Annotated in this window: 17 protein-coding genes and 2 pseudogenes; 14 read left to right on the forward strand and 5 right to left on the reverse strand. The window is 61.9% G+C overall.

Going from position 1 to position 17,093, the window contains the following annotated elements:
* Positions 1-86 precede the first annotated feature (86 nt).
* Complete coding sequence (locus MUU56_RS17290; RefSeq protein ID WP_244768534.1) at positions 87-1,052, reverse strand: LysR family transcriptional regulator; 966 nt, start codon at positions 1,050-1,052, stop codon at positions 87-89.
* 115 nt (positions 1,053-1,167) lie between these two features.
* Between MUU56_RS17290 and MUU56_RS17295 the strand changes: the two genes are divergently transcribed.
* Entirely contained in the window at positions 1,168-2,154 is a 987-nt protein-coding gene (locus MUU56_RS17295; RefSeq protein ID WP_244768535.1) for an amidohydrolase family protein, read from the forward strand.
* A gap of 8 nt (positions 2,155-2,162) precedes the next feature.
* On the forward strand, positions 2,163-3,386 hold the full coding sequence (locus MUU56_RS17300; RefSeq protein ID WP_244768536.1) for a metal-dependent hydrolase family protein: 1,224 nt from the start codon (positions 2,163-2,165) through the stop codon (positions 3,384-3,386).
* Positions 3,387-3,555: 169 nt separating this feature from the next.
* On the opposite strand, the pseudogene MUU56_RS17305 reads toward MUU56_RS17300, so the two are convergent.
* A pseudogene (locus MUU56_RS17305) lies at positions 3,556-3,886 on the reverse strand (ArsC/Spx/MgsR family protein).
* Positions 3,887-3,888: 2 nt separating this feature from the next.
* A pseudogene (locus tag MUU56_RS17310) lies at positions 3,889-4,503 on the reverse strand (arsenic resistance protein); the annotation flags it as partial.
* A 701-nt stretch (positions 4,504-5,204) separates the two neighbouring features.
* Here MUU56_RS17310 and MUU56_RS17315 point away from each other — a divergent pair.
* Genes MUU56_RS17315 through MUU56_RS17325 form a run of 4 tightly spaced genes read left to right on the forward strand, consistent with a single transcriptional unit; the run spans position 5,205 to position 7,166 of the window.
* The gene (locus tag MUU56_RS17315; protein WP_244768537.1) at positions 5,205-5,717 is read left to right on the forward strand and encodes a mannitol dehydrogenase family protein; all 513 of its coding nucleotides are present in this window, start codon (positions 5,205-5,207) and stop codon (positions 5,715-5,717) included.
* Positions 5,718-5,752: 35 nt separating this feature from the next.
* The gene (locus MUU56_RS32690; RefSeq protein ID WP_263194068.1) at positions 5,753-6,160 is read left to right on the forward strand and encodes a GntT/GntP/DsdX family permease; all 408 of its coding nucleotides are present in this window, start codon (positions 5,753-5,755) and stop codon (positions 6,158-6,160) included.
* The gene (locus tag MUU56_RS32695) at positions 6,157-6,798 is read left to right on the forward strand and encodes a GntP family permease (protein WP_263194071.1); all 642 of its coding nucleotides are present in this window, start codon (positions 6,157-6,159) and stop codon (positions 6,796-6,798) included. The genes MUU56_RS32690 and MUU56_RS32695 overlap by 4 nt, the downstream gene beginning before the upstream one ends.
* The gene (locus MUU56_RS17325; protein ID WP_244768843.1) at positions 6,798-7,166 is read left to right on the forward strand and encodes a shikimate kinase; all 369 of its coding nucleotides are present in this window, start codon (positions 6,798-6,800) and stop codon (positions 7,164-7,166) included. The genes MUU56_RS32695 and MUU56_RS17325 overlap by 1 nt, the downstream gene beginning before the upstream one ends.
* Here the strand turns inward: MUU56_RS17325 and MUU56_RS17330 are convergent.
* Both MUU56_RS17330 and MUU56_RS17335 read right to left on the reverse strand, forming a co-directional pair.
* Complete coding sequence (locus tag MUU56_RS17330) at positions 7,069-8,370, reverse strand: glycosyltransferase (RefSeq protein ID WP_244768538.1); 1,302 nt, start codon at positions 8,368-8,370, stop codon at positions 7,069-7,071. The genes MUU56_RS17325 and MUU56_RS17330 overlap by 98 nt on opposite strands.
* A 6-nt stretch (positions 8,371-8,376) precedes the next feature.
* Entirely contained in the window at positions 8,377-9,309 is a 933-nt protein-coding gene (locus MUU56_RS17335) for a GntR family transcriptional regulator (protein WP_244768539.1), read from the reverse strand.
* 204 nt (positions 9,310-9,513) lie between these two features.
* Here MUU56_RS17335 and MUU56_RS17340 point away from each other — a divergent pair, with 204 nt between their 5' ends.
* The 8 genes from MUU56_RS17340 to MUU56_RS17375 all read left to right on the forward strand — a co-directional run bounded on the left by MUU56_RS17340 (position 9,514) and on the right by MUU56_RS17375 (position 17,072).
* Entirely contained in the window at positions 9,514-10,572 is a 1,059-nt protein-coding gene (locus MUU56_RS17340) for a polyamine ABC transporter substrate-binding protein (protein ID WP_244768540.1), read from the forward strand.
* 174 nt (positions 10,573-10,746) lie between these two features.
* Positions 10,747-11,547, forward strand: a complete 801-nt coding sequence (locus MUU56_RS17345) for an ABC transporter permease (RefSeq protein ID WP_244768844.1) — start codon at positions 10,747-10,749, stop codon at positions 11,545-11,547.
* Positions 11,544-12,335 carry an ABC transporter permease gene (locus tag MUU56_RS17350; protein ID WP_244768541.1) on the forward strand — a complete coding sequence of 264 codons (792 nt, stop codon included), beginning with the start codon at positions 11,544-11,546 and terminating at the stop codon, positions 12,333-12,335. The genes MUU56_RS17345 and MUU56_RS17350 overlap by 4 nt, the downstream gene beginning before the upstream one ends.
* A complete protein-coding gene (locus MUU56_RS17355; RefSeq protein ID WP_244768542.1) occupies positions 12,332-13,378 on the forward strand; it encodes an ABC transporter ATP-binding protein in 1,047 nt (348 codons plus the stop codon). Before MUU56_RS17350 ends, MUU56_RS17355 begins: the two co-directional genes overlap by 4 nt.
* Before the next feature lie 17 nt (positions 13,379-13,395).
* Positions 13,396-14,688, forward strand: coding sequence for a nucleotide disphospho-sugar-binding domain-containing protein (locus MUU56_RS17360; protein ID WP_244768543.1), 1,293 nt, complete (start codon positions 13,396-13,398; stop codon positions 14,686-14,688).
* Positions 14,681-15,043, forward strand: coding sequence for a cupin domain-containing protein (locus tag MUU56_RS17365; protein ID WP_244768544.1), 363 nt, complete (start codon positions 14,681-14,683; stop codon positions 15,041-15,043). The genes MUU56_RS17360 and MUU56_RS17365 overlap by 8 nt, the downstream gene beginning before the upstream one ends.
* Before the next feature lie 29 nt (positions 15,044-15,072).
* Positions 15,073-15,420, forward strand: coding sequence for a cupin domain-containing protein (locus MUU56_RS17370; RefSeq protein WP_064333342.1), 348 nt, complete (start codon positions 15,073-15,075; stop codon positions 15,418-15,420).
* A 146-nt stretch (positions 15,421-15,566) separates the two neighbouring features.
* Positions 15,567-17,072 carry an aldehyde dehydrogenase family protein gene (locus tag MUU56_RS17375; RefSeq protein WP_244768545.1) on the forward strand — a complete coding sequence of 502 codons (1,506 nt, stop codon included), beginning with the start codon at positions 15,567-15,569 and terminating at the stop codon, positions 17,070-17,072.
* The last annotated feature ends 21 nt before the right edge of the window (positions 17,073-17,093 follow it).

A 17,093-nucleotide genomic window follows, 5' to 3' on the forward strand; every position in this document is an offset into this window, starting at 1 on the left:
CGCTGGGGTCGCCACACGCCCGAAAAAGGGGTGCAAAAGGCGGCCCCTTTCTTGTCGGCGAAGCGGTGTCCAGGCGCGCCGCCCTCCTAACGCATCAACTGTAAGGTTTGCTCGGCTGTTCGCTTGGCTTCGGCTCTGAGGAACGTGCGGAACTTTTGCACACCGGGCTTACTGCGCTTTCCCTTTGGATAGACCAGGTAGTAGCGCCAGGGCGTGGGCACCGGGACGCTGTGAAGCAGGACCAAGCGCCCGGACGTGAGCTCGTCGATGACCATGAAAGGCGGCATCAGGATTGCACCGAGGCCTGAGATCGCTGCCTCGATCCCCATCTGGTATTGCTCGAAACGCGGCCCCTGGTTCGGTTGGGGATGATCGATCCCGACATCCTTGAACCACTCGCGCCAAGCGGTCGGCCTGTGCGTGTGCTGGATCAGCGTGAGTTCGAACAGGAGTCGGGCATTTGGCACCACGCCCTTTCTGATCAGAACGGGCGTGCACATCGGCACGAGGACCTCGTCCATGATCAGTTCCGACAGGCTGCCCGGCCAGGCTTCGCTGCCGTAGTGGATCGCCGCGTCGATGTTGCTTCCCTCGAATTCGAAATGACCGATTCTGCCCGTCACCGAGATGTCGATCGTCGGGTTCTGCCTGAGGAACCTTATCAGGCGGGGGGCCAGCCAGCGGCTCCCGAGGCTAGGGAGCGTTGCGATGTTCAGGGATTCGTGAGCGCTCTTGTAGGTCGCCAGCCTTAGCGTTGCGGCGCCGAGCTCGCTGAGAAGAGTGGAAACCTCCTCGAAATACGCCGCGCCGGATTCGGTAAGCACGAGCCCGTGACCGGTACGCTCGAACAGCGGTGTATCGGTGATCTCTTCGATGGAACGCACCGCGCGGCTCACACCGCTTTGCGTAATGCCGAGCTCTTCCGCCGCCCGGGAAAAGCTTTTGTATTGTGCCGCTAGGATGAATGCCCTGAGCCCTGTCAGCGACGGCAGGTTACCCTCGCGCTCGATGGCATCGATCGGTGTGGAACTATCCGTTCCTGCACGCTTCATCGTCTTTCCGCCTTATGACTTTTCGTCATGGAGACACGACTTCGTTCGTATTGTCAATCAAGCCCGGCAACGCAAAATGGCTCACGAACGGACAGTTCGTGGTTGGACGAGTGCGATGGATATGAGAAGCGAAAAGGCGGGGGTGCACGGCCTTCCAGCAGGAAACGTGGATGAGGCGAAGTCATATCGGCTCAGAATTTTCGATCCGCATCATCATCTCTGGGACCTGAAACAGCACCGATATCCGTGGATGGACCCGGGCACTGCATCAATCGTCGGCGACCCGGCGCCCATCCGGAAAAACTATCTGGCGAAGGACTACCTCGCAGACACCTGGGATTTCGACTTGATCGGCACGGTGCATCTCGATGGTGGATTTGATCCGTGGAATCCGGTCGGCGAAACGCGGTTCGTCCAGGAAATTCACGAGAAGAGCGGCTTCCCCAACGCCATCGTCGGCCAGGTCGCGCTCGACAACCCGAAGGCCGTCGAACTTATAGAGGCCCACATGGCGGCATCGCCCCTGTTGAGGGGCATCCGTCACATCGTGGCGTGGCATCCGGACCGCCGGCTGAGTTACGTCGATAGAAGTAACTACCTTAGAGATGAAAGGTGGCTGCGCAATTTCGGCAAGCTCGCCGACTACGCCCTTTCCTTCGACGCCCAGGTCTATCCGCATCAGATGGAAGACCTCGCGTCGATCGCGAGAACCCATACCGGAACCCCGATCATCGTCAACCAGGCGGGTATGCCGGATGGATTGATAACCGGCGATTTTTCAGGCTGGAAGGCGGGAATGCGAACTCTTTCAGCCTGTCACAACGTTTCCGTCAAGATTTCCGGCTTCGGCATGTTGAAGCCGAAATGGACAGTGAAGGATGTCAGACCTTTGATCGCCGAGCTCGTCGATCTTTTCGGTCCGCCCCGCCTGATGTTCGCGAGCAACTTTCCCGTCGATAAGCTTTTCCGTTCTTTCAAGGACATTTACCACGACTACGCGGAATGCGTGCATTTGCTTTCCGAACCGGAGCGAGAGGCAATGTTCAGCCGCACGGCCATCAAATCCTACCGACCAGTTTTGCCAGATGTCATCAGAAAGTGAATGCGACAATGAGCCGGACTCTTTTCAAGAACGCGTCGATCCTTGATGTGGACGCAGGAACGCTGCAGGAAGAGCGCGACGTCCTTGTCGATGAAGGGAGAATTTCCGAAATCGGCGAATCCAGGTTGACCGTCTCGGATGCTAACGTGATCGACGTAAGAGGAAAGGTCCTGATGCCGGGCCTTTGCGACGCCCACGTTCATGTGATCGTTCCGATCAACAGCTTTCTGCAACTTACCAAATGGTCCCCATTCTACACCGCGCTGAGAGCTATGCCCATTCTGGAGGGCATGTTGATGCGAGGCTTCACAACGGTCCGCGACGCAGGCGGCGCGGATTTCGGCCTTGCCCGCGCGGTCGAGGAAAAACTCATTCCGAGCCCGCGTATCCTCTACAGCGGCAAGGCGATCTCGCAGACCGGCGGTCACGGCGATATGCGGGGTGCCGGCGAAACGGAATTCGACAGCCATTATTATGTCCCGAGCCTTGGTCGGGTTGCCGACGGCGTGGATGCGGTGCGCCTTGCCGCTCGCGACGAAATTCGCCGGGGCGCCAGTCAGGTGAAGCTGATGGTGGGCGGAGGAATCGCCTCCTATACCGACCCGATTCACTTTGTTCAGTTTTCGGGTGAGGAGATCCGCGCCGCCGTGGAGGAAGCGGAGAATGCGGGCAAATACGTCATGGCCCACGCCTATACAGCGCGCTGTATCCAGCACGCCGTCAGGAACGGCGTACGCTCGATCGAGCACGGCAACTTCCTCGACGACGAGACGGCCATATTGATGAAGGAGCGGAACGCCATCCTAGTGCCGACGCTCGTCGCATATACGACGATGTGGGAGGAGGGCCTGGAAATCGGGATGCCGCCCGAACTCCACGCGAAAATCAAGTATGTTCTGGATATCGGGTCGAACCAGTTGGAGGTCGCCCGGCGCCACGGCGTAAAGATGGTCTACGGCACCGACCTTATCGGCCCGATCCATCGTCACCAATCCATGGAGTTCAAGATTCGCGGCGAGGTGCTCCCGGCGATCGAGGTCATCCGGTCGGCGACCAGTTACGCGGCGGAACTCTTCAAGATGGAAGATCAGATCGGGAGGGTTCGCGCTGGTCTACGCGCGGACCTTCTTGTCGTCGACGGCAATCCTGTGGAGGACCTCGGTCTTCTTCAAGATTCCTCCAAGCTTTCATTGATCATGAAGGATGGAGATATCTACCGAAACATCCTGTAAGGTGTCCGGGGTTAGCCGACGGACCTCGGATGCGAGCAGGCGACTATAGGAAACCTCGCGCAGGGAACCGTAGAGGATGAGGATGGGCGACTTGTGTGCCGAGAACGCGGGGCGCAGGGCATCGAGATCGGTCGAGCGTAGATTCTCATTCTGTAATGCGGGGAACGTATCAGGCAACGCGCTTTCCTTCCTGGTCGATAACCTGTTCGCCATCCTCCTTGAAGAATTGATGAGGGCCGGCGTCGCGATGATCGCGTCGAGCAACTGGCTGTCGGTCAGGTCCGGGTTGTCCTGACCGAGCTCGGCATAGGGTGTACCCTTCTCGCGGATGGCCTCACGAACCGTCAGGCCGGCATCCGCGATCATCGTTGCAAGCTGCTCGCGCTTCGGCGGATGCTGCAGGTACTCGATAACGATAGGTTCGATCCCGGCGGCGCGGATCAGCACCGCGTGTTGCGGGACGTCCCGCAGGCGGGGTTGTGGTAGATGGTGACGTCCATGGTCAGTGCCTTTCGGTAACGGCGGTTCGGGAAACGGCGGGGGCCTCGTACCAGTTCTTGGAGCAGTTCACGGTCCAGACGACCGAGAGCATCACCGGTACCTCGATCAGCACGCCCACCACGGTCGCGAGCGCGGCGCCCGACTGGAAGCCGAACAGGCTGATGGCGGCGGCGACAGCGAGTTCGAAGAAGTTGCTGGCGCCGATCAGCGCCGAGGGGCCGGCAACGCAGTGCCGTTCGCCGGTCATCCGATTGAGAAGATAGGCGAGCCCGGAGTTCAGGTAGACCTGAACCAGGATCGGCACGGCGAGCAAGCCGATGACGGCGGGCTGGGCGATAATCTCCTCAGCTGGAAGGCGAAGAGCAGAACCAGCGTCGCAAGGAGCGCTAACAACGAAATGGGCTGGAGCTTTGCGAGAATGCCATCGAGTGCGCGCGTCGTTCCGGCGGCGGATGAGCTACGCAATGATGACGGGTACGACGATATAGAGGGCAACCGAGAGGACAAGCGTGTCCTACGGCACGGTGATGGCGGAGAGTCCGAGCAGCAAGCCGGCGATCGACGCGAAGGCGATGACCATGATCGCATCGTTCAGCGCCACCTGCGACAGCGTGAACATCCCAGCCCTCTTCGCCGTCAATGCGCTCATCCTTCTCGACTACGCGACGAAAAGCTACAATCCGGGCATGCCTGCGACCTTCTAAAGCGCGCTGCAGTAGGCGAAACTCACATCGGAAACGATCATAGCGAACGATCGAAATGTGCTTCTCGTGCTTGTTAAGGGCATGGGGCCCTCTGTCGATCCGGGTGAGTGGGCACTTCTGGAGGACAAGTTGCGCGCCGCTGCCGGCCGCCGTTTCAAGCTGACACATAGGGTCAACAACCATTATGGCTCGACATCCGGCGCCATGTCGCGGGAACTGTGCGGCAAATGGGGCGCCTTCAATCTGGATGGGCGTGTTCGATACTGTGGCGTCAATCGCCGCTGATCCGGAAATGCCGCCTTTGGACATCATGGTGGTGGGCGATCACAACACCCCGATGTGGTCGCGTGCTGCCGTTCGGCATTTTCGACCTGGCCTCACCTTAGGTGTCGTGTTGCGGGTGCAGAACCGGTCCTTGCCCTTGAGGCTGGCCTTGAGCGTGTAAACGCGACGACGGAGACCTTGCCGTTCTTCGGCTTGCTGGTGAAGGTGACGTTCGTCGCCGGAACGCGGGTCTTCCTCACATCGTCCACGAAGCCCGGCAGCCTTTCGATGCTGGCCTATAGCGGGTTCCTGTCTGGTCATCGTATGTCCGCGACGTTATGAACGCCTCTTGCTCGCTGCCCTCGTCGTTCGCCATCTTAAGGCGGCTGCCGCAGTTTTACCGCCCTTGCCGGGGCTCGATGTCGATGACTATGCGGCGGCGCTGACGGAATGCTTCCGCAATCCCACCATTGCCCATGAGACTTTCCAGATCGCAATGGATGGCACACAGACGCTGCCGCAGCGCATCTTCCAACCCGTGCTGGCCACCCTGCAGGCAGGATATGACGTCAGGCCCTTCGCCTTCGCGACTGCCATGTGGATGCGCTATTGCCTGGTAGAAAAGGACAACGGCGAGACCTATGCGCTGCGGGACCCACGTGAGGCCGAAATCCGTGCGGCATTGGCCGAGATACCAAAAACCGCTTCCGGTATTTCCGGGGCATTGAATGGCCTGCCGGGCTTCGTTCGGCATGAACTTGCGCAGACACCGGCTTGGCGTGCCTCTGTCGATCAGATACTCGCGGCCATTCTTGCCGAAGGAGTGGATGCCGCCATTGCACACGAGGCGGCAATGAACTGACTGGGTTGTCTGTACGGTCGACATCAGCCGGCGCGATGGAGCTTGCCGACCGGCTGATCGGGCAGTTCGGCCATGATCGCGCGCCTTTCGCATTCGACGCCGGTCTCGTGGTGATGCTGCCGATCATCTTCAGCGTCGCCCATCGTTTCGGCGGCTCAGTGCTGCTTTATGCACTGCCGGCGGCGGGTGCCTCCGCGATTATGCACGCTTTCCTGCCACCCCATCTGCTGGGGGCTGATATCGGCCTTCTGGTGCTGGTCGGCCTCGCCGTCGCTCTGCCGATCTGGTATCTGGGCAGCTACCTCTTCGGTCTGTGGGCCGGCAAGCGCTTCGAACTGCCAATCCCGGAACTTCTCGGATCGCTCAGCGAGGCGGCGCATGACCGCCGCGAACCGCCGTCCTTCGGCACGGTGATGCTTGTGCTGTTGCTGCCGCTCGTGTGATCTTCCTCAACACCGGCCTTGGCACGCTGGCGACCGCCAAGGCGATCGACGGCGACGCTCTGTGGGTGAACATTCTGCGCATGGCCGGGCAGACGCCGGTCGCATTGCTCATCACCGTCCTCGTCGGCATGTGGACGCTCGGCGGCCAGCGCACGCTCAAGGACATGGAAAAGCTGATGGACGGGGCTCTCGGCCCGGTCTGCGGCATCATCCTCGTGACCGGGGCCGGTGGCATGTTCGGCGGCGTGCTGCGTGCAAGCGGCATCGGCCAGGCACTCGCCGGCAGCCTGGAGGCGGCCTGCATGCCGCTGATCGTCGCCGCCTTCCTCATTTCCACGGCGCTGCGCGTGGCGCAAGGCTCGGCCACCGTGGCGTTGACCACGACGGCGGGCCTTCTCGCACGCATCGTCACCGCGACGACGGGGCTGAGCTCCTTCGACCTGTGTTTCCTCATCATCGCCATCGCCTGCGGCGCGACGGTGCTGAGCCACTTGAACGATTCCGGCTTCTGGCTGGTCGGTCGCTTCCTCCAGATGGACGAACGAACCACGCTCCAGACCTGGACCGTGATGGAAACCCTGCTCGGCGTCATCGGCTTCGCCTTTGCCCTTGTCGGATGCTGCATCATATCGTGGTGATGGGCGTTTCCGGCAGCGGCAAGACCACTGTCGGGGAAACGCTTGCCGAAAGGCTCGGCTGGCGTTTCATCGAGGGCGACAGCTTCCATCCTCCGGAGAACGTGGCCAAGATGTCGGCCGTCATTCCGCTCGACGCCAACGATCGTACTCCATGGCTGAAGGCGCTGGCGGCGGAGATCGCCAGGGATGAGGCGGCCGGCCGGGTTGTGCCGGGTCGGCGGTGCGTTGGAATCGCAATCCTCAAATTTGCCGCGGGATCATTTCTCGGGTTTATGCTTTTACCGATAGTCCCGTGCTTGGCATCGTGGTCGCCACCTTCAGGATCGCTTCGGCCGCGCGCTTCACGCCGGCTGCCTTCTGCATGCTGATCGCATTGTCCTTTAGCCTCGCCCGCATCGCCGCATCATCCATCAGGCTGGTGATGGCGCTTGCCAGCTCGTTCTCGCTCCAGCCATAGCGGTCGAGGTGCAGGCCGACGCCGGTTTCTTCGGCGCGGCGGGCATTGTCGTGACCATCCCAGCAATAGGGCATGATGATCGATGGCGTGCCGAAATAAAGCGCCTCGCAGAAGGAGTTGTTGCCGCCGTGGTGGATGAACAGGCTTGCCTGTTCGACCACGGAAGGCTGCGGAAACCAGTCGTCGATGAAGACATTGTCCGGCACGTCGCGATAATCGTCGCGCCAGTGGCCGGCGTTGATGAGAAAACGGTAGGGCAGTTTCGAGAAGGTCTCGATCATCCGCTTGATCATTGCCACGTCCATGGCGCCGAGCGAGCCGAAGCTGATGAGCGCCAGCGGCGCTTCATTATGGCTGGCGAAGCGGGGCGAGACATAGGGCGCCTCATGCCGCACGCAACCGTCGAGGAAGACGAAAAGCTCCTCATCCAGCACGTTACGGCGCTTGCGGCGAATGATTTTCGGCGCTAGCAGCAGGTTGAGATAGGGCGACGGCTCGAGAAAAACTGACGTTGGCGGTGGACGCAAGCCCGACTGGCCGAGAAAAGCGGAAAACCGTCGGTGGGCAGAAGCCGTCACCTCGCGGTATCGCGCGGAAAACCGCTCCCATTCCTCGCCCGGCGTTTCGCTGCAGCCGGAGAGATAGGGCGGCATGAGCGGATCGGGAATTTCGGTTTCGGCGCAGGAGACGACGCGGACCCAAGGTACGCCGGCATTGGCGATCGCCGGAAACATCACGACATTATCGAGCACGATCACATCCGGCTTCAGCCGGGCCACAAGTTGCCTGAGCGGCTCTTCCACCCGGATCGCCGTATCGACGATCGCATCCCAGGTCGGGCCGACATAGCTTTGCAGTTGGTCGAACGGACTCTGGCGAAAGGCGTCCTGATGGCGCTCGATGAAATCGTTCCAGTCGGTCGCAGGTGCGGACGTATCGTCGCCGAGCTGGTATTCGCCAAAGCCGTATTCAGTAAAGACGCCGCTGAAACCGGGATGACAAATGAAAACGGGGCGGTGGCCCATGCGCCTCAGTTCCTGGGCGATACCCACACAATTCAGCGCTGCGCCGTAGCTTGCTTCCGGAAAGAGGGCGATGGTCTTTGCTGGCGCCATGGAGGATCAACGCACGACGAGCTTGAAGGCGGGAGGAACGCCACGGCCGGCCAGCCGTGGGCGCTGCGATTGGGAGAGCTGTATATGCACACGCATGAGATCGGCCGCAAGCTCCATCTGGCCGCGTTCGATCTGCTCGAGAATCTGGATATGCTCTAGGTTGGACTGCATCAGCCGGAAGGCGTTGACATGGCCGGCCGGCGGGCTGGCGCGGCGGCGGCGGTGATGGTTGGTAAGCGTCTCTGCCATGAAGGGATTGCCGCAGGAGCGCGCGATCAACAGGTGGAAATCGTAGTCCGTGCGGTCGAAAAGTTTGCGGTCGAAATTCGTCTCGTTCATCCCGCGCAGGATCAGCATGGACTGGCGCAGCGCCGTCATCGCCGGAATATCGCGCTTGAACTCCGGCAGGGTCAGCGCGAGCGGTTCGGTCGCAAGGCGGAACTCGTAGCTTTTCGCCGCCGCATCGCCACTGATGGCGAAGTGCTTCAGCAGCCATTGCTGGCCGGAACCGCGTTCGGCCAGATTTTCCTCTGCCAGTTTCACAAACGCATTTTGTACCGTCTGGCGTGAGACCTCATAGCGGCGCTGCAGCGCGGCGACGGTCTGGCTTTCGGCAATGCGTCCGGCGGCGAGGTCGCGCAGGATCGCGGCATAGATTTCACTCTCGCCATCGCCTTCCGCCGTGTCTTCGAGGCGGGCAATGGCGGCAGGATCGACGGCGAGCAGATAGCCGCCCTCAGCATCCGCCGTCACAAGCTCTCGCTCGGCAAGAATCTGCAAAGCCTTGCGGATCGGGGTTCTCGAGACGTTGCAGAGCGAGGCGAGCGCCTGTTCGGCCAGCCGCTCGCCGGGCGCCATGCCACGCTCGCCGGCGACATCCAGTATTTTTTGCGCCAGTTCGACATGGCGGAAATTGGTCCGTTTCGGCTCCGGTGTCATGGCTCGCCTCTGCCCTCCATCGCCGTGCATGCTGCCCTTTGAGCTTTCGTCGCGCAAGCCCGGAAATGGGCGGACCGCAAAAATGCATCGACCCTATTGACGTATTTTTTTTATAAATAATACTTCCATTCGACAGGGAATGAGACCGGAGAACCGGCGCGCCCGTCGAAGAGGTTGGAACAACGTAAAACAAGGGAGTCTTCCGTGACCGTGAAGAACCGACTGACTGCGACCTGCGCGGCCGCGGCGCTTGTCGCCGCATGCCTTGCGACGGGCGCGGCTTCCGCCGCCGATCTCGTCATCTCGAACTGGGATGGCTACATGGCCCCTGACATCGCCGAACAATTCAAGGCCGCGACCGGGCTGGAGATCGAGGTGGTCAACCACGCCACCAACGAAGAGGTGATGGGCAAGTTGATGGCGAGCGGCGGCAAGGGCTACGACGTCGTTTTCGTCTCCTCGCCCTTCGCCGAAATCCTCAACGGGCAAGCCCTTGCCGAGCCGATCGACAAGGCCGCCGTGCCGAACCTCGCCAATCTCTATCCGGAAGCCACGACACTCGCCTATGATCCGGGCAACACGTTTTCCGTGCCCTATACCTGGGGCTCGACGGGCCTCTGTTACCGCTCCGACCTCGTGGAGGGTACGCCAGACAGCTGGCTGAACCTGCTCCAGCCGGTGGATGCGCTGAAGGGCAAGACGACGATGCTCGCCACCGACCGCTGGCTGATGGCGGCGGGCGAGCTCGCCAAGGGGTTTTCCGTCAACGAGAAGGATCCGGCCAGGCTCGAAGAGGTGAAGGCCCTGCTCATCGAGGCGAAGAAGACGCTGCTCGCCTATGACGACACGACCTTCTATTCCAAGCTCGTTTCCGGCGAGGCCTCGCTGGTGCATGCCTGGGACGGCTGGTGCAACTACGGCATCGGCGAAAACAAGGACATCAAGTTCGTCGTGCCGAAGGAAGGCTCCGACCTCTGGATCGACACGATCGTCGTCCTGAAAAGCTCGGAGAAGAAGGATGCGGCGATGAAGTTCATCAACTTCATCCTCGACGCCAGGAACCACGCCTGGGCCGCGCAGAACATCCTCTACAAGGTGCCGAACAAGGCCGCGATGGAAAGCCTCGACAAGGCGCTGTCCGAGCAATACCCGAATATGGCCATGGCGCCTGCGGACCTCATCAAATACGAGCTGCTGCGCGACCTCGGGACGGCGCAGAAGGACTATTCGCGCATCGTGAGCGAGATCAAGGCCGCGAACTGAACGCGGCCCCTTCCCGTGGCGACTGGAAGGCGGCCCGCCGCCACGGGCAATTTTCTTCCTGCAATCCTTTATGCGCGATGCTGTGACGGCCCCCGCGGGAGTAAAGCCTTGTCCTTCAATGCCACCAGACCGACCCTGCTCGCGGCGCCCGGCGTCGCCTGGCTCGTCGCCTTCATGGTGGTGCCGTGCCTGCTGGTGCTGAGCTATGCCTTCTTCGAGCGCGGCGTCTGGGGCGGGGTCGAATACACGTTTACACTGGAAAATTTCGCCCGCGTCGCCGATCCGCTCTATGCGAAGATCTTTCTCAATTCCGCGCGCATCGCCCTGACGGCGACAGTAGCGGCGATCCTCATCGCCTATCCGGCGGCTTACGCGATTTCGCGGGCGCCAAGGATGTCGCAGCCGATCCTGCTGTTCTTCGCCGTGCTGCCCTTCTGGAGCAACTACCTGATCCGCACCTATGCGTGGATCGTGCTGCTGAACCGCGAGGGCCTGACCAACAACCTGCTGCGCTCGCTTGGCTACACAGGCGAGCCACTGTCGATGCTCTATACCGAGAGCGCCGTCATCACCGGTCTCGTCTACAATTACCTGCCCTTCGTCATCCTCGCGATCTACTCCACGCTGTCGCGGCTGAACCCGGAGCTGATGGAGGCGTCGCGCGATCTCGGCGCCGGCCCCGTCCGCACCTTCCTGCGCGTCACGCTGCCGCTGACCCTGCCGGGTGTGGCGGCCGGCGGGGTCTTTGTCTTCGTGCTCTCCATCGGCAATTTCGTGACGCCCGCGCTGCTCGGCGGCGGGCGGTTCCAGATGGTCGGCAACCTCGTTTACGACCAGTTCCTGACGGCGAACGACTGGCCCTTCGGTGCAGCCCTCGGCGCGGCGCTGATCCTTACCATGATCGTGCTGCTCCTGTTGCAGGCCCGCGCCACGGCCCATGCCAGCGGCGAGCGCAAAGGGGAGGCGGCGCAATGAACGCGACGCTTTCCAGCAAGTTGCCGGGGCGCATCGTGCTGCTCTTGGTCTTCGGCTTCCTCTATCTGCCGATCGCCGTGCTGGTGCTGCTGTCCTTCAACGACAGCGGCCTGCCGACCTCGTGGTCCGGCTTTTCCACCCGCTGGTATGGCGCGCTGCTTTCCAATACGGACATCCTGCGCGCCGCCGGCAACACGTTCATCGTCGCCGTCTTCGCGACCGTCATCTCCACCGTACTCGGTACGCTTTTAGCACTCGGCATGGAGACGCGCCGCCGCAAGAGCAGCGGTCTCGAAGCGCTCGCCTTCGCGCCGATGGTCATCCCCGATATCGTGCTCGCCGTGGCGCTGCTCACCTTCTTCTCGCGTCTCGGCCTGACGATGGGCTTGCACACCATCGTCATCAGCCATGTCATCTTCGACCTTGCCTTCGTCTGCTCGGTCGTGCGCGCCCGGCTGAAGCATTTCGATTTTTCCATCGTCGAGGCCTCGCGCGATCTCGGGGCGTCGGGCTGGACGACCTTCTGGCGCGTCACCTTCCCGGTGCTGCTGCCGTCCATCGTCGCCGGTGCGCTGCTCGCCTTCACGCTTTCTGTCGACGAGTTCATCATCGCCTTCTTCACGGCCGGCGCCGGGCGCTCGTCCATCACCCTCCCCATGCAGATCTATTCGATGATCCGCTTCGGCATCACGCCCGAGGTCAATGCACTCGCCACCATCGTCATGGGCGTCAGCGCGACGGCGCTCCTGATCTCGCAATGGCTTAACAGACAGCAGCAGGTCCCATGAACGCATCCAGCAATCCGATCCTGCGCATCGAGGGTGTCGGCAAGGCGTTCGGGCCGGTGACGGCCGTCGACGATGTGACGCTCGATATCCGCGAGAACGAATTCTTCGCGCTGCTCGGCCCCTCCGGCTGCGGCAAGACCACGCTGCTGCGCATGCTCGCCGGCTTCGAGAGCCCGAATGCCGGCCGCATCCTGCTTGAGGGCAAGGATATTTCCCCGTTGCCGCCGGAAAAGCGGCCGCTCAACCTGATGTTCCAGTCCTATGCACTCTTTCCGCATATGACGGTCAGGCAGAACCTCTCCTACGGTCTCGAAATGGAGCGGCTCGCCAGGACGGAAATCCGCCGCCGCGTCGACGAGACCATGGCGACGACGGACCTCACGCAATTTGCCGACCGCAAGCCCGAACAGCTTTCCGGCGGCCAGAAGCAGCGTGTTGCGCTCGCCCGCGCACTGGTGAAGCGCCCGAAAGTGCTGTTGCTCGACGAACCGCTCGGCGCGCTCGACAAGAAGCTGCGCGAGAAGATGCAGCTTGAACTCAAGCGCATGCAGAACGAGGTGGGCATCACCTTCATCATCGTCACGCACGACCAGGAGGAAGCGCTCGTCATGGCCGACCGCATGGCGATCCTCAAGGACGGCCGCCTCTTGCAGGTCGGCGCGCCGGAGGACGTCTATGAGCGCCCTGCCGACCGCTTCGTCGCCAACTTCATCGGCGTCATGAATTTCATCGATGGCAAGGTCGGGGTCGACGGTCTCTTCGTCGCGGAAGGTCTGCAGGTGAAAGCATCGGGCAATGCCGGCTCCGCGACGCTCGCCGTGCGACCGGAAAACATCGCCATCGGCCCGCCCGGCGACCTGCCGGTGTCCGGCGCCGTCGTCGATATCGCCTATCACGGCCTCGACCGCGTGCTGCACGTCAAGACGACCGCGAGTGCAACGCCGCTTCAGGTCCGCATTCCCGCGAGCGGGGCGGGCAACTGGAAGATCGGCGATGCGCTGAGCCTCAAGATCGATCCGGCGAGATGCCGGCTCTTCCAATGAATAAAGAGGGGAATACCATGTCCAAGACCATCGCATTCTTCCCGGAAGCGGCCTTTGGCCCGGCGCTGAACTCGGTCGGCATCGCGCAGGCCGTCGAAGCGCTCGGCCACAAGGCCGTCTTCCTCTCCGACCCCGGCTTCGTATCGGTCTATGAGGGCTACGGTTTCGAGGCACATGCCGTGAACCTTTCCGAGCCAATGCCGCCGGAGCAGATGGCAAAGTTCTGGGAGGATTTCATCAACGGCCACATCCCGAATTTTCGTAGATCTCCCTACGACCAGGTCGACAACTACGTGAAGGATTGCTGGACGGCGATCGTCGACAGCGCAAAATGGGCGCAGAAAGACCTGCCGGGCGTGCTGGCGAAGATCAAGCCGGACCTCATCTGCGTCGACAACGTCATCCTCTTCCCGGCGATCAAGCAATACGGCACGCCCTGGGTGCGCATCATCTCCTGCTCGGAAAACGAGATCGAGGATCCGAAAATCCCGCCGCATCTTTCCGGCTGCGGTGAGAAGGATTTCGCCTGCCACGCCGCCTATCGCGACCATTTCAACGACGTCATCAAGCCGATCCATGACGATTTCAACGGTTTCCTTGCCGAGAATAACGAGGCGTCCTATCCGATCGGCCAGTTTTTCGAAGCCTCGCCCTTCATGAACCTGCTGCTCTATCCGGAGCCGGTGAAGTTCGAGCGCGAGCATCCGCTCGATCCGAAACAGTTCCAGTATCTCGAGGGCTGCGTTCGCAAGGAGAAGCCCTACGAGGTGCCGGCCTTTGCCGAGAACAACGACAAGCCGCTGATCTACATTTCCTTCGGCTCGCTGGGGGCAGGGGATACGGACCTCCTGAAGCGCCTGATCACGACCATCGGCAAGCTGCCCTATCGCGCGCTCGTCAATGTCGGCGACTACAAGGATCAGTACGAGAACCTGCCCGGCAACGTCATCGTCGACAGTTGGTTCCCGCAGCCTTCGGTCATCCCACAGGTCGATGCGGTCATCCATCACGGCGGCAACAATTCGTTCACGGAGTGCCTCTATTTCGGCAAGCCGGCGATCATCATGCCCTATGTCTGGGATGGTCACGACAATGCGACGCGCGTCGATGAGACCGGTCACGGCTTCAAGATGCCGCGTTACGACTGGACGGATGCCGACCTTGCGGCAAAACTCGACGCCTGCCTCAACAATTCGACCATGAAGACGCGCCTTGCCGCCACCAGCGCCCATATGCAGGCCCGCAATGGCCCGAAGAAGGCCGCGGGCATTCTCGACGACCTCGTGAAGACGGGCGCCTATAATGGTTGAGACGACGAAAGCATCCGCCCCGCACATCCATAACGCGACGACCTTTTCCGACCTCGTCGACTGGGGCGACCAGCCGGACAGCCTGGAGGGCCAGTCTCACTCCTCGGGCCGTCTCGTCTTCAAAGGGCCGAACAACCAGCCGGAATCCGGCATCTGGGTCTGCACGCCCGGCCGCTGGCGGCTGTCCATCCCACGGGACGAATTCTGCCATTTCGTGGCCGGCCGGGCTGTGTATCGCTCGGACGAAGGCGAGGTGATCGTGGTCGAACCGGGCACGGTCGTTATGTTCCCCGGCGGCTGGACCGGCGAATGCACCGTCACCGAGACCATGCGCAACATCTACATGCTGGTCTGACGTAAAGAGAAAATGAAAGGAAATATCCCATGACCGCGACACCCCTGATGCGCAAGCCGCTGGAAGAGACCGACCTCAAGGACTGGGGCGTGATTCCCACCATGATCGAGGGCGAGAGCCGCACCTCCGGCAAGGTCATCTACAAGGGCCCGAACGGCGAATCCGAAAGCGGCCTCTGGATCTGCACGCCGGGAAAGTGGTTCTGCCACGTCACCAGCGACGAGTTCTGCCACTTCCTCGAAGGCCGCTGCACCTATGTCCATGAAAGCGGTGAGGTGATCGAGATCACGCCGGATACCGCCGCCTTTTTCCCGAAGGACTGGAAGGGTGAATGCACGGTCCATGAGACCGTGAAGAAGGTCTACATGATCCGCTGAGGGCATATTTTCCCCTCACCCCGAAAGCGGGGAGAGCGAGACGAAACGCTGCGGCTTGCCCCGTCTCCCCGCCTGCGGGGAGACGGGGCCGGCAGGCGGATGAGGGACCGTCGCCCGGTTCTCCAGAACACCAAGGAAGTATTGCCATGTTCAACCCCGCCGAACCCGTGTTCTACCGGCACCCGGCCTATGTCCCGAGCAAGGGCGCCCGCCATGCCGTGATCGATCCCGCAACGCTCGCCACCGTCGGCACCATCGCCGACACCGCGCTCGACGACATGGAGGCCGTGCTCGATGCCGCCACCATGGCGCAGCGGGACTGGAAACGGCTCGACGCGAAGACACGCGCGACCACCCTTCACCGCATCGCCAACCGCATCGAGGCAACAGACATGCGCCGCTGCGCTGAACTGATGTCGCGCGAGATGGGCAAGCCCTATCCGGAGGCGATCGGCGAGGTGGCGAACTGCGCGGGCGCCTTCCGCTATTTCGCGGAAATGGCGCGCGACGAGGGCGGCAAGGTGGCGGGCACCACGCAGGCCGGCTCCTTCCAACATGCGCGCTACGAGGCGCTCGGCGTGAGCGTGCATATCATGCCGTTCAATTTCCCGATCCTCCTGATGTGCTGGACGGTCGCCGCGTCGCTCGCCGCGGGCAATGCGTGCATCATCAAGCCGGCGCCCGCGACGACGCTCTCCACGCTGGAATTCATGCGGGTCTTCAAGGCCTTGCCGGATGGCCTGATCGCTTGCCTGCCGGGCGGTGTCGGGCTGAGCAGCGCGCTCATCGCCTCGCCGAAGACTCACGCCGTCGCGTTCACTGGCTCAGTTGCCGCCGGCAAGGCGGTGGCGATGGCCGCCGCGGCGCAGATGAAGCCGGCTGTCATCGAGGCGGGCGGTTCGGACCCGATGATCGTCACGGCCCACGCGCCGCTCGATGTAGCCGCGGCCGGTGCCGTCACCGCCGCCTTTCACATGTCCGGCCAGGTCTGCACCTCGGCCGAGCGGTTTTTCGTCGTCGATGCGGTGCATGACGCGTTCGTCGCAAAGTTCGCTACCGAGACGAAGCGTCTGCGCATCGGCAACGGTCTCACGCGCGCTGAGATAGGTCCGCTTGTCAGCGAGGCGGCGCGCGCAAAGGTCATCCGGCTGGTCGAGGATGCCAAGGCCGCGGGAGCGACGGTGGTGCTAGGCGGGAAGATCCCGGACACTGAGCCGACCGGCTGGTTCTACGAGCCGACCATCCTTGTCAATTGCACACCCGACATGGCGATCATGAACGAAGAGTGTTTCGGTCCTGTCGCCGCTATCATGCGCGTCAAGGATTTCAACGAGGCGATCGAACGGGCCAACGACAGCGAATTCGGCCTCGGCGCGTCCGTCTTTACCACCTCACTCGAAGAAGCGATGGAGGCGGCGGATCGGCTTGAGGCCGGCATGGTCTGGGTCAACAACCCGCTGATCGACAACGACGCGTTGCCCTTCGGGGGCTGGAAGAAATCCGGCCTCGGACGGGAGCTTTCAAAGCTCGGCCTCGATGCCTTCCGCCGCTCGAAAATGGTCATCATCGACCATAAACCGGTGATCCAGGGCTGGTGGTATCCCTATCCGGACGACTGGTTCTTCGACGCGGAGGGGCGCAAGCATGTGTGAGGTTCATTCCTCGCTCGCCGG

This window comes from Shinella yambaruensis, from assembly GCF_022899355.1.
In the GTDB taxonomy this organism is placed as follows: domain Bacteria; phylum Pseudomonadota; class Alphaproteobacteria; order Rhizobiales; family Rhizobiaceae; genus Shinella; species Shinella yambaruensis.